Below are 25,877 nucleotides of genomic sequence, written 5' to 3' on the forward strand. Positions count from 1 at the left end.
TCAGCAATGACAACAGGGTGAAGATGATTGTTTATTATGACACTTTGATGATAAACCAGCCGCGAACTTTGCAGCTAATCATTTAGATAGTGGATGCTTCGCGGGAAGTAAACAAGCGTGGACGGTCAGAAAAAATAAACCGGGCAAATTTGCCCGGTTATGACGTTTTTACGCAATCAGCTCAGGCTGTTATGCGTCAAACGGGTCGCGCAGGATCATGGTTTCGCTACGATCCGGGCCAGTCGAAATGATATCAATCGGAACTTCAGTCAGCTCTTCGATACGCTTGATGTAGTTCAGTGCTGCCTGTGGCAGATTTTCGACTTCTTTCACGCCAAAGGTGGTTTCGCTCCAGCCTGGCATGATTTCGTAGATTGGCTCGATACCTTCCCAGCCTTCTGCAGCCAGCGGGGTCGTCGTCATTTCGCGGCCATCAGGCATGCGGTAGCCAATACACAGTTTCACTTCTTTCAGACCGTCCAGCACGTCCAGTTTGGTCAGACAGAAACCAGACAGGGAGTTGATCTGCACAGAACGACGAACCGCTACGATGTCCAGCCAGCCGCAACGACGGCTACGACCGGTGGTCGCACCGAATTCGTTACCTTGCTTACGCAGGAATTCGCCAGTTTCGTCGAACAGTTCAGTTGGGAACGGACCTGCACCCACACGGGTGGAATAGGCTTTTACGATGCCCAGAACGTAATCAACATAACGTGGACCAATACCAGAACCGGTAGCGACGCCGCCTGCTGTGGTGTTAGAAGACGTTACGTACGGATAGGTCCCGTGGTCGATGTCCAGAAGCGTACCTTGTGCGCCTTCGAACATGATCAGATCGCCACGCTTACGCGCGCCATCCAGCAGCTCAGACACGTCAACAACCATAGCGGTGAGGATGTCGGCGATAGCCATGACATCATCCAACGTTTTCTGGAAATCAACGGCTTCTACTTTGTAGTAGTTGACCAGCTGGAAGTTATGATAATCGATGATTTCTTTCAGCTTGATAGCGAAAGTTTCTTTGTTGAAGAGATCGCCAACGCGCAGACCGCGACGGGCAACTTTATCTTCATAAGCCGGGCCGATGCCGCGACCGGTGGTGCCGATAGCTTTATCGCCACGCGCTTTTTCGCGCGCCATGTCCAGTGCGACATGGTAAGGCAGGATCAGCGGGCAAGCTTCAGACAGTAACAGACGTTCGCGTACTGGGATGCCACGAGCTTCAAGTTCGCCCATTTCTTTCATTAAAGCGTCAGGTGCCAGAACAACACCGTTGCCGATGATGCTGATCACGTTCTCACGCAGAATGCCAGACGGAATTAAATGAAGAACGGTTTTTTCACCGTTGATAACCAGAGTGTGACCGGCGTTGTGACCGCCCTGATAGCGCACAACATATTTAGCCCGTTCAGTAAGCAGGTCTACGACCTTGCCTTTCCCTTCATCACCCCATTGTGTGCCGAGTACGACGACGTTCTTACCCATCTCAAGAATCACCAGGTTGCTTAAAAAAGGATTCTAACATCTCATTCTGTGCTTTCCAGTACTTTTAGCACACGTTTGCGGGAAAAGTTTTAATTGCGTGCTACCGGTCTCAACAAGACGTGACACGCCGAACGTAATAAAACCTCAACCACCCAGACGACCACGCAACATGTAGTAAATTACGAAGCCCGCAACCACAAGACCCCCGCCAAAACGGCGCAAAATGTGATCGGGGAGATTCGCCAGCGTGAGGATCATTTTTCTCCAGGATTTAGGATAAAGCATCGGCCCTAGGCCTTCCAGAACCAAAACTAAGGCCAGTGCCAGCAAGATTGTCGAATTCATGATGAATGCGTCTCAGTGATCCCCTTCAGCAGCAAAAGGAGTTTCAGAAATGACAAAAGGCCCACGAAGGGCCTTTTGGAAATTGCATCAGCAATTATTTGTTTTTTTCAGGTGACTTCATGAAGCGGAAGAAATCGCTGTCCGGGCTTAACACCATGACGTCGTTACCGCTCTTGAAGCTGGCCTCGTAAGCACGCAGGCTACGGATGAATGCGTAGAAGTCAGGATCCTGGCTGAATGCATCAGCAAACAGTTTCGCGGCTTCAGCATCGCCTTCACCACGCGTAATACGGGCGGTACGTTCAGCTTCAGCGACAGTACGGGTTCTTTCATAATCCGCCGCAGCCTGAATTTTAGTCGCTTCTTCTTTACCCTGAGAAATGTGACGCAATGCCACCGCATTACGCTCAGCGCGCATACGGTCGTAAATCGCGCTGGACACTTCTTCCGGCAAGTTGATTTGTTTCAGACGAACGTCAACCACTTCAATACCCAACGCTGCCATGCTGTTCGGGTTCACCGCTGGCTGTTTGCCTTTGGTTTCCTGCTCAACACGTTTAGCCGCAGACGCGATGGCATCATCCGCTTCGGTCGTCGCTTCAGGCTCATCACCTACGGTACCGGTATTGAGCGCATCACGTACGTCCAATGTCAGACGACCACGGGAATCGGTCACGATGTCTTTCACATCCAGACGACCAATTTCGGAACGCAGACGGTCACTGAATTTACGTTTCAGCAGGATCTCAGCCTGAGAGACGTCACCGCCGCCCGTGGCCAGATAGTAGCGGCTGAAATCGCTGATACGCCATTTCAGGTAAGAATCGACGATTAAGTCTTTCTTCTCGCTGGTCACGAAACGGTCAGCCTGGTTATCCATCGTCTGAATACGCGCGTCGAGCATTTTGATGGATTCCACGAACGGAACCTTGAAATGCAGACCCGGCGCATACACCAGAGGCTTGTTATCGCTGTCGCGCAGAACTTTGCCGAAGCGCAGTACGATACCGCGCTGACCTTCCTGAACCACAAACAGTGAAGCATAAAGCGCCACCAGCACCACAACGACGATAAGTAAAAATGACTTACGCATTGTTATTCTCTCCCTACGCGAAGTGTATCGTCACGCTGTGCATTAGCACGGCGCTGGTCCATGACACTGCCAGACGAACGGGAACTGCTGTTATCGGCACTGCTTTTGCCATTACTGCTTGTCAGACCCGGTACAGAAGGCAACAAACCTGCTTCATCATTTTTGCTGGTATCGTTCGCTGCCGCGTTATTTCCGCGCAGCATCTGATCCAGAGGCAATACCATCAGGTTATTTCCTTTGTCACTCACCAAAACTTTGCGGGTGTGACTGAGGACTTTTTCCATGGTTTCGATATAAAGACGCTCACGGGTAATTTCCGGTGCGGCTTTATATTCAGGTAACAGTTTGGAGAACCGGGCCACTTCACCCTGCGCTTCCAGAACAGTACGGTCTTTGTATGCTTTCGCGTCTTCCAGTAAACGTTGTGCTTCACCATTTGCCAGAGGCTGGATCTGGTTCGCGTAAGCTTCTGCTTCACGAATAGACTGTTGCTCTCTTTCACGGGCGGCAATCGCGTTATCGAAGGAAGCTTTCACTTCTTCCGGCGGACGCGCAGTCTGGAAGTTAACGTCCTGAATGGTGATACCCATTTTGTACGGACGAATAGTTTCTTCCAGTACACGCTGAGTATCACTACGCACGGTGGTACGGCCTTCAGTCAGGATTTTATCCATCGTGTATTTGCCGATAACGCCACGCAGTGCGCTGTCTGTTGCCTGGCTCAGGCTGTCGTCAGGGTTGGCGACGCTGAACAGGTACGCTTCAGGGTTGGTCACCCGGTACTGCACGTTCATTTCAACGCGGACCACGTTCTCATCAGACGTCAGCATCACACCAGACGCGGCCAGTTCACGTACGGCTTCGACGTTCACTGCGCGAACCTGATCGACGAAGGTGGGTTTCCAGTTCAGGCCCGGCTCAACCAGATGGCTGAACTTACCAAAACGGGTGACCACGCCACGCTCCGCTTCTTTAATGGTATAGAAGCCCGTCGCCGCCCAAATCACAACCACCGCGGCAACCGCGATGCCCGCAATCCGGGTGCCACTCATCCCGTGACCGGAACCTGATGGCGCGCCATTGTTGTTATTGTTGTTGCCTGAACCTTTTCCGCCGAATCCACCCAGCTTCTTGCTAAGTTTACGGAAGATATCATCCAGGTCAGGGGGCCCCTGATTGCGGCCGCCTTTGTTGTCATTATTACCACCAGAATTTCCACCAGAGTTGCCGCTATTATTATTGCTGCTGCCCCAGGGGTCGCGGTCCTGTCCGTTATTACCGGGCTGATTCCACGCCATGTTATAGCTCCATTATTCTATGATTGGTGTTCTTCAGGCCAAATCAGTCAGGCTCTGGTTGCGGACATAGCTGGCCAGTTCCTGCTCTTGTTTGCAGAGGCGGCGCCAGTCAACAATGGGCATTCGCACCATCAGACCAATACTGCCATCCTCTTCAATCCATTCTTTTTCAATGGCCTGAAGCTGGTAAAAACGGCTACGAAGGCGGCCTGCTTCCGGCGGCAGGCACAATTCATGCTGCGCAATTTCGCCAGATAACCGCTCCGATAACGCCTGAAAGAGCAACGGAATACCTTCACCTGTCACGGCTGAGAGCCAGACCCTGACCGGCAAATTCTCCTCGTTGCGGTCGATGCGCGGGACAAAATCATCCAGCATATCTATTTTGTTCATCACTAACAGCGCAGGAATTTCATCTGCTTCAATCTCTGCCAGCACCGTATTCACCGCGTCAATATTTTCTTGAACCCGGATATCCGCTGCATCAATCACATGTAATAACAGAGATGCCTGTTGGGTTTCCTGCAACGTTGCTTTGAAAGCGGCAACTAAATCATGGGGCAGGTGACGAATAAACCCTACGGTGTCCGCCAAAACCGTTTCCCCGACATCCGCAACCATAATGCGTCGCAGCGTAGGATCCAGCGTAGCAAACAACTGATTGGCCACATACACATCGGCCTGAGTGATACGGTTAAAGAGTGTGGATTTCCCGGCGTTGGTATACCCCACCAAAGACACCGTCGGAATATCCGCACGAACGCGCGAACGACGACCGGTTTCGCGCTGCTTAGCCACTTTTTCAAGACGGCTGAGAATTAACGTAATTCTGTCCCGCAGTAAACGGCGGTCTGTTTCGAGCTGGGTTTCACCCGGGCCACGCGCCCCGATGCCACCGCCCTGACGCTCAAGGTGTGTCCAGCCACGAACCAGTCGGGTAGCAATGTGGCGTAATTGCGCCAGTTCTACTTGTAGCTTACCTTCGTGTGTTCGCGCCCGCTGGGCAAAGATATCTAAAATTAATCCGGTGCGGTCGACAACGCGACATTCGCATAACGCTTCCAGGTTTCGTTCCTGGGCTGGAGACAGCGAGTGATCAAAGAGAATGACAGAAGCGCCGGTTGCTTTGACTGCATCTGCAATTTCCTGGGCTTTCCCTTCACCGACAAAGTATTTAGGGTGCGGTGCCTTACGGCTCCCGGTGACGACTTGAAGCGCCTCTACACCGGCAGAAGAAACCAGCGATTCGAATTCGCTCAGATCTTCCGTGTCTTTGTCTTTGGAGAAATAGATATGAACCAGAACGGCCTGTTCGCCGCCTTCATAACGGTCAAACAAGCTTGCGACCTCTCATTTGGGAAAAATTCGCCAGCCGGGGGGACATAAGCATAATCGGAATACTTATGAACCCCTTCGTGGTTGACCAACGTTGCGCTTTATTCAGCGTCATCGTTTTCCTGCTGCGGCTGCTGCGCAGACGGGGTGCTACCATGGTGATAATTGCTGCTGGTGCTGCCCGTACCTGGATTATTGCTATGATGTGACACCGGGCGGGAAGGCACTACGGTGGAGATAGCGTGTTTATACACCATCTGGCTTACCGTATTTTTTAACAGAATGACAAACTGGTCAAAAGACTCAATCTGGCCTTGCAGCTTAATACCATTCACCAAGTAAATAGAAACCGGAACACGTTCACGACGCAATGCGTTCAGGAACGGATCTTGCAAAGATTGCCCCTTAGCCATTCTATCTTTTCCTTATTAGTTTGTTGTTTGTAACTTTGAGCCTATCGGCTCGAAAATAAATCACATAAAAAATTTGCGCGCTGAGTACTCATCAATTGTACACAATCACCCAACCTATGCACTAACAACCTGAATTACACGGTTTAAGGCCTCTTCCGGCTTCTCAGAATCAAGCCATTGGACTCCCTCCCAACCTCGCAACCAGGTCATCTGACGCTTGGCCAGCTGTCGTGTCGCGCAAACACCACGATAAACCATTTCATCGTAATCGAATTCACCGGATAAATATGACCACATCTGGCGATATCCGACGCAACGAATGGAAGGCAAATCCGTATGCAAATCGCCCCGAGCTATCAGCGTTCTGACTTCGTCTTCAAAACCATTGGACAACATCTGACTAAAACGTTCCTCGATCCGCGCATGTAATGTTTCACGGCGGGTCGGGGCAATCGCAAACTGATGAACGTGATAAGGCAACGTTTCACCCGAAATTTTAGTCAGTTCCGTTAAAGTTTTACCCGAAATATAAAAAACTTCCAGTGCTCTGGACAGTCTCTGCGGATCATTCGGATGAATTCGCATAGCCGCAACGGGATCTATCTCGCTCAACTGGCCATGAAGTACTTCCCAACCCTGCTCTGCAGCCTGTTTTTCAATGCGCTCACGCACAGCCGGATCGGCCGGGGGCAACGGAGAAAGACCTTCGAGCAATGCCTTGAAATAAAGCATAGTCCCACCCACCAATAACGGGATCTTATTGCGTGAGGTTATTTCTGCCATTTCGCGTAATGCGTCTGCGCGAAAGTCTGCAGCAGAATAAGCGCGGGTCGGATCAAGAATATCAATCAGACGATGTGGCGCTTGCGCCAGTTCTTCCGCCGTCGGTTTCGCAGTGCCGATATCCATTCCACGGTAGATCAGTGCAGAATCCACACTGATTAACTCAACGGGAAGATGTTTCATCAGCGACATCGCCAGTGCCGTTTTACCGGATGCGGTCGGCCCCATAATAAAGATCGCCGGGGGAGCGGCTTTTTTTTCAGAGTCAGTCATGCTTAAAAGCCGCCAGCGCGGACTGTAAATCAAGAGGTTGCAGAAGTCCGGAAGGAGGCGCTTTAACCAGATGCGGGCAAAGTCGCTCAACGTCCGTGAGTAATTGTATGGCTTGTGAAACCGACCAGACTTCGTGCTCGCAGCCACAGTGGCGGGCAAACCACATAGCTACCGCATCAGAAGTCACCTCCTGCTGAACAGCAAGGTAACCTAACAGATCGGGTATCAACTTTTGTAAATTTTGTTGGCGTATTGGTAAAGGTACCGCGCGAACCGTCACACGCTGTGACTCGCTGAGCATTTCTAAACCAAAACGCTGTAATAACAAGGCGTGTTTCGCCAGCACGGCGACTTCTTCTTTGCTTACCGTCAGTTTTAGCGGAATAAGCAAAGGCTGTGGCCGAAGCCCTTCTTCCGGCGGCGTCAGCTGCGCCCATTTCAGCCAGCGATCGGCCACTGGCAACGATAAAAGCACCAGCTGTTTTCCGCGCTCCAGCAACGCATATTCCGCCGAACAGACCGTCAGTACGCGCCCGAAACTGTGGCTGTGCGCTTCAAGTGCCGGTTCAGCCAGTGTACGGGCCGCAGATGCCGCAGGCTTAGCGGCCTGTGCCACGGCAGGGGGTGATTCCTGCAATGAGAAATCCCCGACGGCAGGTTGTAAAAGCTGCTGATAGGGTTTCGCTTCACCGCGGTTGTAAGCCGGTTCAGTACTCCGGAATGCCGGTTCGCGCGGCGCGCTGCTTCGGGCAGTTTCAGGAAATACATTTTCCCGTGCGGGCGGAGCCGGTTTTTTATCAGCGGGCCGTGAGAAGTGATTTCCCCCTGCCGCCGGCCGGTTTTCCGGCTGCCAGCGCGGTGCATCTTCCTGCAACTGCGGCTCTTCAAGCACCGGATTGCCAGCCTGTTGTAAAACAGACATCACGGCCTGATAGATGAAATCGTGAACCAACCGCGACTGGTGGAAACGCACTTCGTGTTTCGCCGGATGCACATTGACATCCACCTGATGCGGATCGACGTCCAGATACAACACATACGCGGGCTGCTGATCGTCTTTCAGTTGATCCTGATACGCCTGACGGATCGCATGATTAATCAGACGATCTTTCATCATGCGGTTGTTCACATAGCAATATTGCATGTCAGTCAGGCTGCGCGAACCCGCCGGGTCAGCAACCCAGCCGCGGATCCCCAGATCACCGTGACTCCATTCGACTTCCAGCGCATGTTCAACGAACGTCGGGCTGCAAATACTGGCCAGACGGCGGGAAGCCTGCGACGGATCTTTCACGGCGCGGTACTGCCGGATCAGTTTGCCGTTGTGGCTGAGATTAACGGAAACGTCAAAACGCGCCAGCGCAATGCGACGGACGACTTCATCAATATGGGTAAATTCGGTCTTTTCGGTGCGCATGAATTTGCGCCGGGCTGGCGTGTTGTAAAACAGATCCAGCACTTCAACGGTAGAACCCTGCGGATGCGCGGCCGGTTTGACGGTTACCGCCATGTCGCGGCCTTCGGCGTATGCCTGCCAGGCTTCCTGTTGTTCTGCGGTGCGTGAAGTCAGAATCAGGCGCGATACCGAGCTGATACTGGCCAGCGCTTCGCCGCGAAAACCGAGGCTGAGAATCGCTTCCAGATCGTCGAGGCAGGTGATTTTGCTGGTAGCGTGACGTGCCAGCGCAAGAGCCAGATCGTCTTTGCCAATCCCGCAACCGTTGTCACGAATACGGATAAGTTTGGCGCCCCCGCGATCGATATCAATATCGATACGCGTCGCGCCCGCATCCAGGCTATTTTCCACCAATTCTTTCACCACGGAAGCCGGTCTTTCGACAACTTCACCGGCCGCTATCTGATTAGCAAGCTGCGGCGGCAATACCTTGATCGGCATATCGGCTCCTGTGGCTGACGGCTGTAAACCGCCGTTATGACTGTGGAATCGTTAAGGTTTGGCCGAGCTGTACCTCGCCAGACTTCATGTGATTCGCCGTTTTGATGTCATTCATGCTGACACCGTATTTGCTCGCGATGGCGGAAAGCGTATCACCGCGTTTCACCGTATGTTTCGCTGGCTTTTTCGTCGCTTTGGCCGTCGCGGCAGAAGCGCGCGATGATGATGATGCTGTAGAAGTGCGGGTGCCGGCCGGCACTTTCAATCTCTGGCCGACCCAGACGCCATCTTTTTTCAATTTATTGAGGTCGCGCAGCGCCGCATTGGTCGTTCCGTAACTGCTGGCAATACCGGTCAGCGTTTCGCCACGGGTGACTTTGTGGATTTGCGTCGCTCCGCCGGAAGCGGCTGTGGCTTCAATCGGGCCGGGCTGACTGACGGAAGAACTGACTGATGTACCCGCCGTTGCGCTATCACTTGCCGCCGATGCTGATGCCAGCAGCGGACGGTTTTCGACCTTTGGGCCGTTTTGTATCGGATGCGACTGGAAATAATTACGCAGGCCAATGTGAATGGCTCGTGCAATTTTATCCTGGTACGCGCTGCTGCCCAGCAGCCGCTCCTCGGTTGAGTTACTGATAAAGCCGGTTTCTACCAGCAAAGACGGAATATCTGGTGAACGCAGCACGCCTAAACTGGCGTGCTCGGGTTTCGCTTTGTGCAGCGAGCCGACCGAGCGAAGTTCCCGTAAAACGCGGGTGGCGACGTCGTAACCCACGCGCTGAGAATGGCCGAACTGTAAATCCAGAACCGCCTGACTCAGATACGGATCAGACGCGGTATTCGCCAGCACATCACCTGCGCCGCCGAGCAATTCGGATTGTTTCTCGTGCTGCTCCAGCCAGTTACCCATTTCGCTGTTGGCGCGACGGTTGGACAGAACCCAGACTGACGCCCCGCGCGCACTGCGGCTTGGCGCGGCATCGGCGTGAATAGAAACCAGAACGTTGGCATTTTTCTTACGCGCCACGTCAGAACGCCCCATGACGGATATGAAATAGTCGCCGTCGCGGGTCAGCACGGGTTTGAACATCGGGTCGGCGTTGAGCAATGTCTGAAGCTTACGGGCAATCGCGATGGTGACATTTTTTTCTTTCAGACCACCGCCGCCGATAGCGCCCGGATCCTGCCCGCCGTGACCAGCGTCGATTGCGACAATAATTTTACTGTCGCTGGTGGAAATGGTGGAAGAACGCGAGTTGTCCGGGGCCACGGTCGTTGCGACAACTTTCGTCTGATCGTTAGTAAATGGATTCGATTTTTCAGATACGGCTGGCGCGGCGGTAGCGTTCGGCGACGGTGTATTCGTTACCGCGGAAACTGGCACATTGCGGCGCGGAGCAGCAGAGGCATTCATGGTCAGCACAACGGTGTACTGGCTGCCGTCTTTTTGTTTCGTCGCGTTGGTTCTGACTTTCTGATTCAGTTCAAAAACCAGACGCTGGCTTTGCGCATTCGGCGGCGTACTGGCGCGTACCTGGGTCACCAGATTCTGCCCGTTAAACGTCAGCGGCAGCCCTTTCATCACGCCGTCCTGGCGGATATCCATGACGACGCGTTCAGGGTTATGCAGCGGGAAAAAAGAATAATCCGGTGAGCCGTCAAAGGTAATCGTCACCGTCGACTGCGTTGCGCCATTGGAAACATTGATGTTTTTCATACCTGCCGCCATTGCAGCGGACGGCATCAAAACAACACAAATCATCAGCGCCGACAGAAATGTCGCCGCTGAACCGAAAAGAGAGCTAAAGCGTGAGTTCATCGCGCAGTCATCCTTGCTGTTAAACACGATGCAACAACTGAATACCGGCTTCAGACACTGCGACCAGCTTCGCCGTGCGCGCCAGAGGCTGCGCCTGCGATGCATAATCCAGCGTCAGTTCAATATCCGGTTCGGGTAAAACACCAGCGCCTTTTTGCGGCCATTCCACCAGACAAATGGAATCCTGCGCGAAATAATCACGGATCCCCATAAACTCCAGTTCTTCCGGATCGGCAAGGCGATATAAATCAAAGTGATACACAGAAACACTACCCAGCTGATAGGGTTCAACCAGCGTATAGGTCGGGCTTTTCACATTACCCTGATGCCCTAATGCCTGAAGAAAACCCCGGCTAAAGGTGGTTTTACCGGCACCCAGATCACCATAAAGATGGATAACCGCAGAGCCTTCGCAGGCTTTCGCCAGTGAAGCACCTAATTGCAGCGTCGCGGCTTCGTCGGGTAAAGAGATATTAAGTTGATTCATTCAGATATCTGTTTCTTCAGGTCTGGATTAACTAACGGGGAAATCACCGCTATAAGATCGGTCGCCAGCATACCGCGCGTTCCCTGCCGGTGGGCGATTTCGTCCGCAGCTGCGCCATGAACCACTGTGCCCGCGCAGGCTGCATCATATACTTCAAGTTTTTGAGCCAGTAATCCGCCGATAATACCAGAAAGTACGTCTCCCATGCCGCCCGATGCCATTCCGGCATTACCGACGTCGGCAACGGCGAGTTCACCGCGTTCACTGGCAATCAGCGTACCTGCCCCTTTCAGGACGACAACACCGCCGTAGCGTTCAGTGAGTTTACTGGCTGAAAGTAAGCGATCACTTTCAATGTCCTTCACACTGCACCCGAGTAAACGGGCGGCTTCGCCGGGGTGTGGTGTCAGTACGCGATTTTGCCGTTTCCCGGGATTGATTGCCAGCAGGTTAAGCGCATCCGCGTCCCATAACGCCGGTTTATCGGATTTTTCAGCCTGTGCTACTGCCTGTTTGCCCCAGTCGCGTTGTCCAAGGCCCGGACCGATGACCAGAACGTCCGCCCATTTCAGCCCTTCCTCAAGAGATTCTGCCGTGAGTGCCTGCACCATCAGTTCAGGTCTTGCCGTCAGCAACGGCCCGGCATTTTCAATGTGAGTGAGTACTCGCACCAAACCTGCTCCACTGCGCAGCGCGGCTTCCGAGGCCATGCGGATTGCACCGGCAAAGCCCGTATCGCCACCGACCACCAGCAAACGCCCGTGATCGCCTTTGTGCGAACAGGGGCGACGCGGATGCAGCCATTGTGCCAGCTGTGTGGCATCCAGCCGTTGCAGGTGTGGAAGATGTCCGCCCAGCCAGCTTTGCAGCCCGAGCGGATCGCAATGCAATGTCCCCACGTAGTCGCGGGCCTGACCGGTGAGTAAACCAGGTTTGAGGGCAATAAAGGTCAGCGTGTGCGTGGCGTGAACGGCCTGTCCGGCAGCCTGCCCGGTTTGGGCATCCAGACCCGAGGGAATATCTAAAGAGAGAACCGGAACCGGCGTCGCGTTGATGTTGCCGATGAGCCCGTCGTAGGGCGCGCGTGGCGCAGACGTCAGACCGGTGCCCAGCAAACCATCGATAATGAGATCAATATCCTGCGGCCATTGCGCATCGGCAGCGCCAATATCTCCGCCCGCTTTCTCCCAGCCCAGACGCGCTGATTCCGCTTCATCAGGCAGCGGTTTGTCGCTGTCGACCGCCAGAAGCGTCACACGGATCCCGGCCAGCTTAGCCAGACGGGCAACTTCATATCCATCGCCGCCGTTGTTGCCGTGCCCGCAAAATATCAGCCAGTGACGCGCATCAGGAAACTGACGCTGAGCCAGCAAAAAAGCCGCTTTGGCCGCGCGCTGCATCAGGGTAAACAGAGAAATCCCTGTTTCCTGAGCCGCCTGACGCTCCGCTTTTCGCAGCCAGTCAGCAGAAAACACGGAATGTGGTAAACTCGCCTCGTTTCGTTTTTCACGTTGGTTCGTCATGACACTCCCTCTCGATCTCGTTCAACTGGCTCAACATATCAAGCAATGGGGCCAATCGCTAGGCTTCCAGCAGGTCGGCATCTGCGATACAGACTTATCCGCAGAAGAGCCCAAACTCCAGGACTGGCTTGATAAACAATATCATGGCGAGATGGAATGGATGGCGCGCCACGGCATGTTGCGCGCGCGCCCTCACGAGCTTTTGCCCGGCACATTGCGGGTGATCAGCGTGCGCATGAACTATCTGCCCGCCAAAGCCGCCTTCGCCAAAACCCTGAATAATCCGCAGCTCGGCTATGTCAGCCGTTATGCGCTCGGCCGCGATTACCACAAAGTGTTGCGTCAGCGGCTGAAAAAGCTCGGCGATATGATTCAGGCGTATTGCACTGAACAACAGCCTGACCATTCCGTCACGTTCCGGCCGTTCGTCGATTCTGCTCCGATAATGGAACGCCCACTGGCGGCGAAAGCAGGACTTGGCTGGGTTGGTAAACACTCACTTATACTTAACCGAGAATCCGGCTCCTGGTTCTTTCTCGGCGAACTGCTGATTGATCTGCCGTTACCGGTCGATCAGCCGCAGGAAGAAAAGTGCGGCAAATGCGTAGCCTGCATGACGACCTGCCCGACTGGCGCGATTGTCGCGCCTTACACCGTCGATGCGCGTCGCTGTATTTCTTACCTGACAATTGAACTCGAAGGCGCGATACCGGAAGAATTTCGGCCAATGATGGGTAACCGCATCTACGGCTGTGACGATTGCCAGCTGATTTGCCCGTGGAACCGTTATTCCCAACTGACGGATGAAGAAGATTTCAGCCCGCGCGCCGTGTTGCACTCGCCGGAGCTGATCGCGCTGTTTGGCTGGACGGAAGAGAAGTTTCTGCGCATCACCGAAGGCTCGCCTATACGCCGCATCGGTCATTTGCGCTGGTTGCGGAATATTTCTGTGGCGCTGGGCAATGCGCCCTGGTCGGAAGAAGTGCTGAACGCGCTGAATTCGCGCGCAGGCGAAAACCCGCTGCTGGATGAACACATTGAATGGGCAATCCGGCAACAAACCGAAAGAAGAAGTGAACATCGTATTGAAGTGCAAACTTCGCAGCAAAAACGGCTGATCCGCGCTGTTGAAAAAGGTTTGCCGAGGGATGCATAACAAATCCCAAATCACATTATTAGAAAAGTTATATTTTCTGTGCATAAAAATAAAAATGCTTTGCCAATCAATTGCAAAAAAAAGAGCAAGTGATCGTCATAACGTTTTGTTATAAATTTATTTTTAATAAAATCAAGTGATTAAGAATTGGCAATATGGGCAGCGCAGAAAACGCACAGTGTAAAAAAACAGCTAAACCTGTGGATAAGTCTGTTTAAGAAATTACTACAAACCGTGTAATGACCGTCTGAATCACGCACGAAATATGCATGAAAACGCTGCTGAGAAATGAAAGTAAATCGAAGAAGAAAATTGGAGCGGGAAACGAGACTCGAACTCGCGACCCCGACCTTGGCAAGGTCGTGCTCTACCAACTGAGCTATTCCCGCATTGAGATGCTGATTGCATCCGCTGTAAATTTACAGCTTTTGAAATTTTTGGAGCGGGAAACGAGACTCGAACTCGCGACCCCGACCTTGGCAAGGTCGTGCTCTACCAACTGAGCTATTCCCGCGTCGCATGGTACTGCATGTTTTACATCTAAATTGTAAATCTAAAACACTTAAAACAAACACTTAAAAATTTGGAGCGGGAAACGAGACTCGAACTCGCGACCCCGACCTTGGCAAGGTCGTGCTCTACCAACTGAGCTATTCCCGCTCTGCGCACTCAACGAAATTCTTCATCGGTACGGGGTGCGCATTATACGAGAAATCCTTTTAGCCGCAAGCCCCTGAAAGCAAAAAAATGATTTTTTTGTTCAAGTGCCGATTAAATCAGCAAACCGGCGATTTAATCGGCGAAACGCGGTGATTTCGTGCTCTGTGCGCTTTTATAAAGATTTTTAAATTAAATCGCCTAAATCATTCGAGTTGCAGGAAGGCGGCAAATTCTCGAATCCCGATGAGCTGACATCGGTCTGTGATTCGGGTGAGAGCGCGCAGCCAACGCATCTGCAACGTGAAGGATGACGGAGATTAGAGATTAATGAAATGCTCGCGGTAATAGGCGAGTTCAGCCACGGATTCACGAATATCGTCCAGCGCCTGATGCGTGTTTTGCTTTTTAAAACCGCTCAGCACTTCCGGTTTCCAGCGACGCGCCAGTTCTTTCAGGGTACTGACGTCCAGATAACGGTAATGGAAGTACGTCTCAAGCTCCGGCATGTATTTAAACAGGAAACGACGATCCTGCCCGACGCTGTTGCCACAAATTGGCGATTTACCTTCCGGCACCCACTCGCGCAGGAACTCAATCGTTTTTTGCTGCGCAGCATTATCGTCAAACGGGCTGGCTTTCACGCGCTCGACCAGACCACTGCCGGTGTGCGTGCGGACATTCCAGTCGTCCATCAGCGCCAGCTGCGCGTCAGACTGATGAACAGCCATGACCGGACCTTCGGCCAGAATATTCAGGTGCGCGTCTGTCACCAGCGTTGCAATCTCAATAATGCGATCGCGCTCAGGATCCAGACCGGTCATCTCCAGGTCGATCCAAATCAAATTCGAGTCATTTGCAGCCATGATGTGTCCTATTACAATGAAAGAGATATAGCTGGTATCATAGACGTTTTGGTCGCACCGAGCGATTAAAGCCAGTCAAGTGAGGCGCAGTGACTAAGTCAAAACTGTCTAAAGGGCAACAACGTCGCGTTCAGACTAACCACCAGCGTCGTCTGACACAGACCGACAAACGGAAAGAGCTGGACGATTCTCTGCACGGCGAACCGCAGGACGGCATCGTCATCAGCCGTTTCGGGATGCATGCGGACGTTGAAGCGGCCGACGGCAGCCAGCACCGTTGCAACATCCGCCGTACCATCCGTTCTCTGGTCACCGGTGACCGCGTCGTCTGGCGCAAAGGCGAAAACGAAAGCGTTAAAGGTATCGTTGAGGCGGTACATGAGCGCACGTCCGTCCTGACGCGTCCTGATTTCTACGACGGCGTAAAACCTATCGCCGCCAATATCGACCAGATTGTGATTGTTTCCGCCATCCTGCCGGAGCTGTCTTTAAACATTATCGACCGCTATCTGGTGGCCTGCGAAACCGTCGAAGTTGAGCCACTGATTGTGCTCAACAAAATTGACCTGCTCGACGACGAAGGCCGTAAATTCGTCGAAGGCATGATGGATATCTACCGCAAGATTAATTACCGCGTGCTTGAAGTTTCAAGTCAGACCGGCGAAGGCATGCCGGCGTTTGAAACGGCGCTGACGGACCGTATCAGCATCTTTGCCGGTCAGTCAGGCGTAGGGAAATCCAGCTTGCTGAATGCCCTGCTTCCGCCGGAAGAAAAACAGATCGTGGTGAACGAAGTTTCCGACAACTCCGGTCTCGGCCAGCACACCACTACCGCAGCCCGCCTTTACCACTTCCAGCGCGGCGGCGATGTTATCGATTCCCCTGGCGTGCGTGAATTTGGTCTGTGGCACCTTGCGCCAGAGCAAATCACTCAAGGCTTTGTCGAATTCCGTCCTTTCCTCGGCTATTGCAAATTCCGCGACTGCAAACACGGCAGCGATCCGGGCTGTGCAATCCGTGATGCGGTCGATCGCGGCGAAATCGCCGAAGAGCGTTTCGACAACTACCACCGCATTCTGGAAAGTATGGAAGACGTAAAAACGCGTAAAAACTTCGACGCGCTTTAATGTTAAGCCATTGAGCTAAAAGGTTAAGGGCAAACGAGTGACGTTAACGGAAGTTGAACCGATGATTTCACCCCGTTACAATCCCCCCGCCTTAAAACACTGTGGGGCCGTCAAAAGACGGCCTCCTGCAAAATGGCCGGGTCAAACCGGTCATTCATACCATCCAAGAGGTTTCCCCGTGCTGGACAGTATCAAAATCAAACTCCAATATTTACTTCCTAAACAAGGATTAACCCGCCTGGCTGGCTGGGGCGCAGATAAACGTGCCGCCACGCTGACGTATTGGGTCATCAAAGCTTTCGCTCGTTTCTACAGCGTGGACATGAAAGAAGCCCAAAATCCGGATCTCAAATCGTACGCCACCTTCAATGAATTCTTCGTCCGCCCGCTGCGTGATGGCGCGCGTCCGGTGGTCAGTGGTCTGGACATGCTTTGCCTGCCCGCCGATGGCGCAGTCAGCCAGTTAGGCGCGATTACCGACGGCAAACTGTTCCAGGCAAAAGGCCATTTCTACAGCCTCGAAGCGTTGCTGGCCGGGAATTATCTGCTGGCTGAAAAATTCAAAGAAGGCCAGTTCGCCACGATTTATCTGGCACCGCGCGACTACCACCGCGTGCATATGCCGTGCGGCGGTGTGCTGCGCGAAATGATTTACGTGCCCGGCGATTTATTCTCTGTGAACCCGCTGACAGCAGCCAACGTCCCCAACCTGTTTGCCCGTAACGAACGCGTCATCTGCGTATTTGATACTGAATTTGGCCCGATGGTGCAGATTCTGGTCGGCGCGACCATCGTTGGCAGCATCGAAACCGTGTGGGCAGGCTGCGTCACGCCGCCACGCGAAGGCATCATCAAACGCTGGACATACCCGGCCGCTGGCGAAGAAGGCGCGATTGCGCTGGAAAAAGGCCAGGAAATGGGACGTTTCAAACTGGGCTCAACCGTGATCAATCTGTTTGCTGCAAACCAGATCCGCTTCATGCCACAACTGAGCAACGGCACCGTCACTCGCATGGGCGAACCGTTTGCTGAAGCACTGCGCAGACCGGCAACTGCAACGACGGAACCTGTTGCAGCGGAACCTGCGGTGCCAGAAGCACCTGTAACCCCGGAAGCACCTGTCATCAAAGAAACGCCGGCGGGTGTGGCCACAGCTGAACCACAAGCACCCAAAGACTACTGAGTACGCGTTAAACCACTGAAAAGGAATTGAATAAGTGCGCCTGATCCCCGCCCTGCTGATGAGTTTATTGCTGGCCCTGCCTCTGGCGGCGACAGCAACCCCGACCGAAGATCAGCTTAAGCAAGAGCTGAAACAGGCGGAAGCCAATAAAGAAATGGCCAATCAGACGCAGGTGGTTGAGGCGCTGCAGAGTGCGCTCAACTGGCTGAATGAGTTGAATGTGTCGGCCGGGCGCACCACGCAATACCAGGCGGTCATTGATGATTTTCCAAAACTGACGCAAGCATTGCGGCTCGAGCTGCAAAACCAGCCCGATAAGCCGCCAGCCGTTGATGACACTATTCCTGCCGCTCAGCTTGAGCAGCAAATTTTGCAGGTCAGCAGCCAGCAACTGGAAGAAACCCGCCAGCTGCGTCAGGAACAGGACCGCTTCCGCGATATCAGCGACTCAGTCAGCCAGATCCCACAACAGCAAACCGAAGCCCGGAATGCGCTCAGCGATATTGAGCAGCGCATGCAGGCGGCCATGGCAGCAGCGGCATCTTCACCGCTGGCACAGGCGCAACTCAGCGCACTTCAGGCCGAATCAGCGGCACGCAAAGCCAAGGTTGATGAACTGGAGCTGGCGCAGCTTTCTGCCAACAACCGGCAGGAACTTTCACGACTTCGCGCCGATCTCTACAAAAAACGCGCCGATTTTCTCGATCAGCAGTTGCAGGCTTTACGCAATATGCTCAACAACCAGCGCCAGCGCGAAGCGGAACAGGCACTGGAAAAAACCGAGCTGTTAGCTGAACAAAGCGGTGAGCTTCCGCATTCCATCAGCCAGCAGTTGCAGTCGAACCGCGAGCTGTCGCTGGCGCTGAATCAGCAGGCGCAGCGCATGGATCTGATTTCCTCGCAGCAGCGTCAGGCGGCCGCGCAGACACAGCAGGTTCGTCAGGCGATTAACACTATCCGCGAGCAGGCGCAGTGGCTGGGTGCATCAAATCTGCTGGGCGAAACACTCAGGGCGCAGGTTTCCCGCCTGCCGGACATGCCTAAACCGCAACAGCTTGACCGTGATATGGCGCAGTTGCGCGTCCAGCGCCTGCATTATGAAGATTTACTGGATAAGCAGGCGATCTACCGTCAGGGACGTCAGGACGATGGCAAACCGCTGACGGCAGCGCAGCAAAAAATCCTGGATGCCCAGCTGCGGACTCAGCGTGATTTACTCAATTCGCTGCTCTCCGGCTGCGATACGCAAATTCTTGAACTGACCAAACTGAAAGTCGCCAACAGCCAGCTGGTGGAAGCGCTGAATGACGTGCATGACGCCGCGCACCGCTATCTGTTCTGGGTCGCCGATGTGAGCCCGATTGGTTTTTCCTATCCGATGCAGGTTGCCCATGATCTGAAACGACTGGTTTCACTTGATTCCCTGAGCCAGTTGGGCGGCGCATCCATGATGATGGTCACCAGCAAAGAAACGTTGCTGCCGCTGTTTGGCGCGCTGATTCTGGTGATTATCAGCATCAGTTCCCGCAAGCACTATTACGCATTTCTGGCGCGTGCCAGCAGCAAAGTTGGCAAAGTCACACAAGACCACTTTTCACTGACGATGCGCACGGTGTTCTGGTCAATTCTGGTGGCTATGCCGTTGCCGGTACTGTGGGCGGCGTTAGGCTTCGGGTTACAAAGTGCCTGGCCTTATCCGATAGCCGTCGCCATTGGCGATGGCGTAACCGCGACGTTGCCGATCCTCTGGGCGTTTATGGTCAGCGCCGCGCTGGCGAATCCTCAGGGGCTGTTTGTAGCGCACTTTGGCTGGCCGCAGCGCGCCGTCTCACGGGCGTTGCGTTACTACGCCCTGTCCATCTGGGTGATGGTGCCGCTGATTATGGCGCTGATTACCTTCGATAATCTGAATGACCGCGAATTCTCCAATACGCTTGGCCGCCTGTGTTTCGTCATTCTCTGTCTGGTGGTCGCGCTGGTCACACACAGCCTCAAACGCGCGGGCATTCCGCTTTACCACGATAAACACGGCAACAGCGAAAACGTCCTCAATAATACGCTGTGGTGGATGATGCTGGGCGCACCACTCGTGGCTGCGCTGGCCTCGCTGATGGGCTTCCTCGCGACGTCACAGGCGCTGCTGGCGCGTCTGGAAACCTCGGTCGCCATCTGGTTTGTTCTGCTGGTGATTTACCACATTATCCGCCGCTGGATGCTCATTCAGCGTCGTCGCATCGCTTTTGAGCGCGCAAAACAGCGCCGTGCTGAAATGCTGAACCAGCGCGCTCGCGGTGAAGAAGAGGGGCATCACGCCAACAGCAGTAATGAAGGCACGGTGGAAATCGAAGAACCGGTGGTCGATCTGGATGCGATCTCCGCGCAGTCATTGCGGCTGGTGCGATCCCTGCTGACGTTGATCGCGCTGATCTCGGTGATCTTCCTGTGGTCGGAAATCCACTCCGCGTTTTCTTTCCTGGAAAATATTCATCTGTGGCAGGTTTCCTCGACCGTTCAGGGCGTGGAAAGCATGCAGCCGATCACGCTCGGATCCGTGTTGATCGCCATTCTGGTGCTGATTATTACCACGCAGCTGGTGCGTAATTTACCCGCCCTGCTGGAACTGGCGCTGCTGCAACATCTGGACCTGACGCCGGGCACCGGTTACGCGGTACTGACCATCACCAAATACGTTTTGCTGCTGATTGGCGGGCTGGTGGGCTTTTCGCTTATCGGGATCGAATGGGCAAAACTGCAATGGCTGGTCGCCGCATTGGGTGTCGGGCTGGGCTTTGGTTTGCAGGAAATTTTCGCTAACTTCATTTCCGGCCTGATCATTCTGTTCGAAAAGCCGATCCGTATCGGCGATACCGTCACCATCCGCAACCTGACCGGCAGCATCACGAAAATCAATACGCGCGCCACGACGATTGCCGACTGGGACCGCAAAGAAATTATCGTGCCGAACAAAGCCTTTATCACCGAGCAGTTCATCAACTGGTCGCTTTCCGATTCGGTCACGCGTGTCGTGCTGACCGTTCCGGCACCATCGGAAGCCAACAGTGAAGAAGTGACGCAAATCCTGCTTAACGCCGCGCACCGCTGTTCGCTGGTGCTGGATATGCCTGCGCCGGAAGCGTATCTGGTGGATTTACAACAGGGGATTCAGATCTTCGAACTGCGTATGCATGCCGCTGAAATGGCGCACCGTATGCCACTTCGTCACGAAATCCACCAGCTGATTCTGGCCGGGTTCCGCGAGCACGGCATTACGCTGCCGTTCCCTCCGTTCCAGGTCCGTATGGAAACGCTGCACCGGGCGCAGAATGGCAATAATGCGACGTTTACCAGCAGCAGCGGCAGTGGACGCAGCGGTAACAGCTCGCGTTCGCCGGGCGATTTGTAATAGCTGATTTGTAACAGCAGCTTTTTCAATAAATAAAAGAAACGGGGCAGATTTTCTCTGCCCCGGATCGGTACTCATTGACTGTTAATCCCTTCGGCGGGAGGAAGAGAGAGAAAATCCTGACCCGGCGGGTCAGGACTCAGGCGCGTGTGACCGGGAAGGCCAGCACCTGACTCAGGCTGGTTGCGCCCAGCGCAATCATAACCAGACGATCAACGCCCAGCGCCACACCGGAGCACTCCGGCATACCGTGTTCTAAAGCATCCAGCAGATTGTTATCAATCGGATGCTGAGGCAACCCGCGCGCGGCACGTTTACGGTTATCCTGCTCGAAACGCTGACGCTGTTCGCGACCATCGGTCAATTCGCGGAAACCGTTCGCCAGTTCGATGCCCTTGTAATACACCTCAAAACGCTCAGCGACGCGGTGATCTTCGGTGCTGATTTCCGCCAGAGATGCCTGCGTGGCAGGAAAGTGATACACGAACGTCGGCTTGTCGCGGCCGATATGCGGCTCAACGCCCATCGTAAACAGCAACTGTAATAAGGTGTCGCGATCTTCTTCGGTATCGGCAATATTCGATAAATCCAGCTTCGCGGCAACTTCACGCAATTCCGCTTTGTCAGCAGATAACGGATCTACGCCCAGATGGCGCGTGAACGCCTGCTGATAGGACAGGGTTTCTGCCGTATCGCAATCGAGCACCTGTTGCAGCAGATCGTCCACTTCATTCATCAGGCGGTACATGTCATAACGCGGACGATACCATTCCAGCATGGTGAATTCAGGGTTGTGATGAATACCGGCTTCTTCATTACGGAAGCTGCGACCCATCTGGTAAATCGGCCCGCTGCCCGCCGCCAGCAGACGTTTCATGTGATATTCCGGGCTAGTCATCAGATACAACGTCATGCCGTCAGCCGCACCCGGCCCGACAAAACGCGTTTCAAAAGGCACCAGATGGATGTCGGTCACCGTGGCCTGGCTCATGGCCGGCGTTTCGACTTCCAGCACGCCGCGATCGGCAAAGAAACGTCGGATTTCAGCGAGAATAGCCGCACGCTTCAACAAATTGGCGACAGGAGCACTGGGTTGCCAGCTTGCCGTTTCGCTCATGGTGATTTACTCCGAATTCAGAAAAGTCATGCAGTCTACCTGCAACCCTCAGGGCAAACAAATATCTCATTTTGCGAAGCAAAATACAGAGAAAGCCTAAACCTGCATTCACATCAAATTACCACTACTCCTCATTGGGTATAATAAATCCCTTACAAATAATAAGAATATTAACCTCTGGGACAGCGCCTGACTGTCATCAGCGGTGGTTAAGCCTCAGATTTAAAAACCTTTTTCGCGGGTGTTTCAAACCCGATCTCATTGATGATAGTGGAGGAATGCAGTGCAAACCTTTAACGCCGACATTGCAATTATAGGTGCAGGTGGGGCGGGTTTACGCGCAGCAATAGCCGCAGCGGAAGCCAATCCCAACCTGAATATCGCGTTGATTTCGAAAGTGTACCCTATGCGTAGTCACACGGTGGCCGCCGAAGGCGGATCTGCCGCAGTGACGCAAGATCACGACAGCTTTGATTTTCACTTCCAGGATACCGTTTCCGGAGGCGACTGGCTGTGTGAGCAGGACGTAGTGGACCATTTCGTTCATCAATGCCCGACTGAAATGGCGCAACTTGAACTCTGGGGCTGTCCGTGGAGCCGTAAAGAGGATGGTTCAGTCAACGTCCGTCGTTTTGGCGGGATGAAGATCGAACGCACCTGGTTTGCCGCGGATAAAACCGGCTTTCACATGCTGCACACCCTGTTCCAGACCTCACTGAAATACCCGCAAATCAAACGATTCGACGAGCATTTCGTTCTCGATATTCTGGTCGATGACGGCCAGGTTCGCGGCGTGGTCGCCATCAATATGATGGAAGGCACGCGCGTGCAAATCCGCGCGAATGCTGTGGTCATGGCGACCGGCGGCGCGGGCCGCGTTTACCGCTACAACACCAACGGCGGGATTGTTACCGGTGATGGCATGGGCATGGCGTTCCGTCATGGCATTCCGCTGCGTGATATGGAGTTCGTGCAATATCACCCGACTGGCCTGCCCGGCTCCGGCATTCTGATGACAGAAGGCTGCCGTGGTGAAGGCGGTATTCTCGTGAATAAAGACGGTTACCGTTATTTGCAGGATTACGGCATGGGACCGGAAACCCCGCTCGGCGAACCGAAAAACAAATACATGGAACTCGGCCCGCGCGACAAAGTGTCGCAGGCGTTCTGGCACGAATGGCGCGCCGGACGCACCATTTCCACCCCGCGTGGTGATGTGGTGTATCTGGATTTACGTCACCTCGGCGAGAAAAAGCTGCGTGAGCGCTTGCCGTTTATCTGTGAACTGGCCAAAGCTTACGTCGGCGTCGATCCGATTACCGATCCGATCCCCGTGCGCCCTACCGCGCACTACACCATGGGCGGTATCGAAACAGATGCGCAGTGCGAAACCCGCATCAAAGGTCTGTTTGCCGTCGGTGAATGTTCATCGGTTGGCCTTCACGGCGCAAACCGTCTGGGCTCCAACTCGCTGGCAGAACTGGTGGTGTTTGGCCGCATGGCCGGTGAAAAAGCGGCAGAACGCGCCGCCGAATCCAAAGACTACGGCAATACCGAAGCCCTCGACGCGCAGGTTCGTGATATCGAAAACCGCGTTGACGCGCTGATGAAGCAGGAAGGCGATGAAAGCTGGGCGGCCATCCGCGACGAAATGGGTCTGGCGATGGAAGAAGGCTGCGGGATTTACCGTACCACCGAGCTGATGCAGAAAACCATCGACAAGCTGACCGAGCTGAAAGAGCGCTTCAAACGCGTCAAAATCAAAGATACCTCCAGCGTTTTCAATACCGATTTGCTCTACACCATCGAGCTGGGGCACGGGCTGGAAGTGGCCGAATGTATGGCGCACTCAGCGATCAATCGCCGGGAATCTCGTGGCGCGCACCAGCGTCTGGATGAAGGCTGTACCGAACGCGATGACGTCAATTTCCTCAAACATACGCTGGCCTTTTATCAGCCAGATTCCGCGCCACGTCTTGAATACGGCGATGTGAAAATCACCACATTGCCACCGGCAAAACGTATGTATGGCGGGGAAGCTGAGAATCACGATAAAAAAGATAAGGAGCAATCACGTGGCTAAAATGCGAAGCCTGAAGGTTGAAATCATGCGCTATAACCCGGAGACGGACAACGCGCCGCATCCGGTGGTGTATGACGTGCCTTTTGACGAAACAACGTCGCTGCTCGACGCGCTGGGTTATATCAAAGACTATCTTGCCGCCGATCTTTCCTACCGCTGGTCTTGCCGTATGGCCATTTGTGGTTCCTGCGGCATGATGGTTAACCGAGTGCCAAAGCTGGCCTGCAAAACGTTCCTGCGTGAATATCCGGAAGGAATGCAGATCGAAGCGCTGGCTAACTTCCCGGTCGAGCGCGATTTAGTGGTCGATATGACTCACTTTATCGAAAGCCTCGAATCCATTAAGCCGTACATCATTGGTAATACGCGAACCGTTGCGGAAGGTCCGGGGAAACAAACGCCTGCACAAATGGAGAAATATCATCAGTTCTCCGGTTGCATCAACTGCGGTTTGTGTTATGCGGCCTGCCCGCAATTCGGCCTTAACCCGGAATTCATCGGCCCGGCCGCCATTACGCTGGCGCACCGCTACAACCTGGATAACCGGGATCACGGCAAAGCCCAGCGTATGCAGCAGCTCAACGGCCAGAACGGTGTCTGGAGCTGTACGTTTGTCGGTTACTGTTCTGAAGTCTGTCCGAAACACGTCGACCCGGCGGCTGCCATTCAGCAGGGCAAAGTCGAAAGTTCGAAAGACTTCATGATAGCGAGGCTGAGACCGCAATGAGGGAGGAAAATATGACGACTCGAACTCAGACCCAGGGCAGTAAACGTAAGCCTTACGTGCGCAAAATGCCCGCCAGCTGGTGGCAGCATTCACCTTTCTATCGTTTCTATATGCTGCGTGAAGGCACGTCCGTTCCGGCAGTCTGGTTCAGCATCTTGCTGCTGGCCGGTATTTTCGCCTTACGCAACGGACCGGAAAGCTGGGCGGGATTTGTGCATTTCCTGCAAAACCCGGTGGTGATGCTGATCAACCTGATTGCTTTGCTGGCCGCATTGCTTCACACCAAAACCTGGTTTGAGCTGGCACCCAAAGCTTCTATCGTGATTCTGAAAGGCAAGAAGATGGGGCCGGAACCGGTGATTACCGGTTTCTGGTGCGTAACTGCCGTTGTGACGCTGGTGATCCTCGCCATCGCGCTGTTTCTTTAAGGGGGCGATATGAAAAATACTCTTCCTAAACGTTCAGACGAACCGGTGTTCTGGGGGCTGTTTGGCGCGGGCGGTATGTGGAGTGCGATTTTTGCACCGGTGATGATCCTGCTGGTGTGCTTCCTGCTGCCGCTGGGGTTTTTCCCCGGAGATGCACTGAGCTATCCGCGCGTACTGGCGTTCGCACAAAGCTGGATTGGCCGCCTGTTCCTGCTGCTGATGATCGTCCTGCCGTTGTGGTGCGGTCTGCACAGGATCCACCACGCTATGCATGACCTGAAGATCCACGTTCCTGCCGGGAAATGGGTGTTCTACGGTCTGGCAATGATCTTGAGCGTCGTTACGCTTATCGTGTTGATCCGCCTCTGATCTG

Annotated in this window: 21 protein-coding genes and 3 tRNA genes; 8 read left to right on the forward strand and 16 right to left on the reverse strand. The window is 53.9% G+C overall.

Translation table 11 applies throughout. The annotated features are described in order from the left end of the window. Positions 1 to 189: 189 nt before the first annotated feature. The 11 genes from BV494_RS14620 to nnr form a co-directional block, all read right to left on the reverse strand. Entirely contained in the window at positions 190 to 1,488 is a 1,299-nt protein-coding gene (locus BV494_RS14620) for an adenylosuccinate synthase (RefSeq protein WP_104923529.1), read from the reverse strand. Positions 1,489 to 1,632: 144 nt separating this feature from the next. Then, complete coding sequence (locus BV494_RS14625) at positions 1,633 to 1,833, reverse strand: DUF2065 domain-containing protein (protein ID WP_104923530.1); 201 nt, start codon at positions 1,831 to 1,833, stop codon at positions 1,633 to 1,635. Positions 1,834 to 1,927: 94 nt separating this feature from the next. Next, a complete protein-coding gene (gene hflC / locus BV494_RS14630) occupies positions 1,928 to 2,926 on the reverse strand; it encodes a protease modulator HflC (protein ID WP_104923531.1) in 999 nt (332 codons plus the stop codon). 2 nt (positions 2,927 to 2,928) lie between these two features. Next, positions 2,929 to 4,224, reverse strand: coding sequence for an FtsH protease activity modulator HflK (hflK, locus tag BV494_RS14635; RefSeq protein WP_104923532.1), 1,296 nt, complete (start codon positions 4,222 to 4,224; stop codon positions 2,929 to 2,931). Positions 4,225 to 4,257: 33 nt separating this feature from the next. Next, positions 4,258 to 5,562, reverse strand: coding sequence for a ribosome rescue GTPase HflX (gene hflX, locus BV494_RS14640; protein ID WP_104923533.1), 1,305 nt, complete (start codon positions 5,560 to 5,562; stop codon positions 4,258 to 4,260). A gap of 98 nt (positions 5,563 to 5,660) precedes the next feature. After that, positions 5,661 to 5,972: an RNA chaperone Hfq gene (hfq, locus tag BV494_RS14645; protein WP_104923534.1), complete on the reverse strand. Its 312-nt coding sequence runs from the start codon at positions 5,970 to 5,972 to the stop codon at positions 5,661 to 5,663. Between the two features lie 114 nt (positions 5,973 to 6,086). Continuing rightward, positions 6,087 to 7,028 (reverse strand): tRNA (adenosine(37)-N6)-dimethylallyltransferase MiaA, encoded by a 942-nt coding sequence (gene miaA, locus BV494_RS14650; protein ID WP_104923535.1) that lies wholly within the window; start codon positions 7,026 to 7,028, stop codon positions 6,087 to 6,089. Then, positions 7,021 to 8,925 carry a DNA mismatch repair endonuclease MutL gene (gene mutL, locus BV494_RS14655; protein WP_104923536.1) on the reverse strand — a complete coding sequence of 635 codons (1,905 nt, stop codon included), beginning with the start codon at positions 8,923 to 8,925 and terminating at the stop codon, positions 7,021 to 7,023. The genes miaA and mutL overlap by 8 nt, the downstream gene beginning before the upstream one ends. A gap of 34 nt (positions 8,926 to 8,959) precedes the next feature. Further along, positions 8,960 to 10,747 carry an N-acetylmuramoyl-L-alanine amidase AmiB gene (gene amiB / locus BV494_RS14660; RefSeq protein ID WP_104923537.1) on the reverse strand — a complete coding sequence of 596 codons (1,788 nt, stop codon included), beginning with the start codon at positions 10,745 to 10,747 and terminating at the stop codon, positions 8,960 to 8,962. Between the two features lie 19 nt (positions 10,748 to 10,766). Then, on the reverse strand, positions 10,767 to 11,234 hold the full coding sequence (gene tsaE, locus BV494_RS14665) for a tRNA (adenosine(37)-N6)-threonylcarbamoyltransferase complex ATPase subunit type 1 TsaE (protein ID WP_104923538.1): 468 nt from the start codon (positions 11,232 to 11,234) through the stop codon (positions 10,767 to 10,769). Then, the gene (gene nnr, locus BV494_RS14670; protein WP_104923539.1) at positions 11,231 to 12,757 is read right to left on the reverse strand and encodes a bifunctional ADP-dependent NAD(P)H-hydrate dehydratase/NAD(P)H-hydrate epimerase; all 1,527 of its coding nucleotides are present in this window, start codon (positions 12,755 to 12,757) and stop codon (positions 11,231 to 11,233) included. The genes tsaE and nnr overlap by 4 nt, the downstream gene beginning before the upstream one ends. Here nnr and queG point away from each other — a divergent pair. Next, positions 12,756 to 13,913 (forward strand): tRNA epoxyqueuosine(34) reductase QueG, encoded by a 1,158-nt coding sequence (gene queG, locus BV494_RS14675; protein ID WP_104923540.1) that lies wholly within the window; start codon positions 12,756 to 12,758, stop codon positions 13,911 to 13,913. The two genes, nnr and queG, sit on opposite strands and share 2 nt — an antisense overlap. 313 nt (positions 13,914 to 14,226) lie before the next feature. On the opposite strand, the gene BV494_RS14680 is transcribed toward queG, so the two are convergent. The 4 genes from BV494_RS14680 to orn form a co-directional block, all read right to left on the reverse strand. After that, positions 14,227 to 14,302, reverse strand: a tRNA-Gly gene (locus BV494_RS14680). Between the two features lie 49 nt (positions 14,303 to 14,351). After that, positions 14,352 to 14,427, reverse strand: a tRNA-Gly gene (locus tag BV494_RS14685). Between the two features lie 70 nt (positions 14,428 to 14,497). Next, positions 14,498 to 14,573, reverse strand: a tRNA-Gly gene (locus BV494_RS14690). Between the two features lie 317 nt (positions 14,574 to 14,890). Continuing rightward, entirely contained in the window at positions 14,891 to 15,436 is a 546-nt protein-coding gene (gene orn / locus BV494_RS14695; protein ID WP_104923541.1) for an oligoribonuclease, read from the reverse strand. A gap of 89 nt (positions 15,437 to 15,525) precedes the next feature. Here orn and rsgA point away from each other — a divergent pair, with 89 nt between their 5' ends. The 3 genes from rsgA (at position 15,526) to mscM (ending at position 21,149) form a co-directional block, all read left to right on the forward strand. Further along, positions 15,526 to 16,563, forward strand: coding sequence for a small ribosomal subunit biogenesis GTPase RsgA (gene rsgA, locus BV494_RS14700; RefSeq protein ID WP_104923542.1), 1,038 nt, complete (start codon positions 15,526 to 15,528; stop codon positions 16,561 to 16,563). 178 nt (positions 16,564 to 16,741) lie between these two features. Continuing rightward, the gene (gene asd / locus BV494_RS14705) at positions 16,742 to 17,746 is read left to right on the forward strand and encodes an archaetidylserine decarboxylase (protein ID WP_104923543.1); all 1,005 of its coding nucleotides are present in this window, start codon (positions 16,742 to 16,744) and stop codon (positions 17,744 to 17,746) included. A gap of 34 nt (positions 17,747 to 17,780) precedes the next feature. Further along, complete coding sequence (gene mscM, locus BV494_RS14710; RefSeq protein ID WP_104923544.1) at positions 17,781 to 21,149, forward strand: miniconductance mechanosensitive channel MscM; 3,369 nt, start codon at positions 17,781 to 17,783, stop codon at positions 21,147 to 21,149. Between the two features lie 139 nt (positions 21,150 to 21,288). Here mscM and epmA read toward each other — a convergent pair whose 3' ends face one another. Then, on the reverse strand, positions 21,289 to 22,266 hold the full coding sequence (gene epmA / locus BV494_RS14715; protein WP_104923545.1) for an elongation factor P--(R)-beta-lysine ligase: 978 nt from the start codon (positions 22,264 to 22,266) through the stop codon (positions 21,289 to 21,291). Between the two features lie 283 nt (positions 22,267 to 22,549). On the opposite strand from epmA, the gene frdA reads away from it, so the two are divergent. The 4 genes from frdA to frdD are packed head-to-tail and all read left to right on the forward strand — an operon-like array spanning position 22,550 to position 25,873. Next, positions 22,550 to 24,349: a fumarate reductase (quinol) flavoprotein subunit gene (gene frdA / locus BV494_RS14720; RefSeq protein WP_104923546.1), complete on the forward strand. Its 1,800-nt coding sequence runs from the start codon at positions 22,550 to 22,552 to the stop codon at positions 24,347 to 24,349. Then, a complete protein-coding gene (locus BV494_RS14725; protein ID WP_104923547.1) occupies positions 24,342 to 25,076 on the forward strand; it encodes a succinate dehydrogenase/fumarate reductase iron-sulfur subunit in 735 nt (244 codons plus the stop codon). The genes frdA and BV494_RS14725 overlap by 8 nt, the downstream gene beginning before the upstream one ends. Positions 25,077 to 25,087: 11 nt before the next feature. Next, on the forward strand, positions 25,088 to 25,504 hold the full coding sequence (frdC, locus tag BV494_RS14730) for a fumarate reductase subunit FrdC (RefSeq protein WP_104923548.1): 417 nt from the start codon (positions 25,088 to 25,090) through the stop codon (positions 25,502 to 25,504). Between the two features lie 9 nt (positions 25,505 to 25,513). Then, positions 25,514 to 25,873: a fumarate reductase subunit FrdD gene (gene frdD, locus BV494_RS14735; protein WP_104923549.1), complete on the forward strand. Its 360-nt coding sequence runs from the start codon at positions 25,514 to 25,516 to the stop codon at positions 25,871 to 25,873. Positions 25,874 to 25,877 lie beyond the last annotated feature (4 nt).

It is taken from the genome of Rahnella sikkimica (assembly GCF_002951615.1).
Lineage (GTDB): Bacteria > Pseudomonadota > Gammaproteobacteria > Enterobacterales > Enterobacteriaceae > Rahnella > Rahnella sikkimica.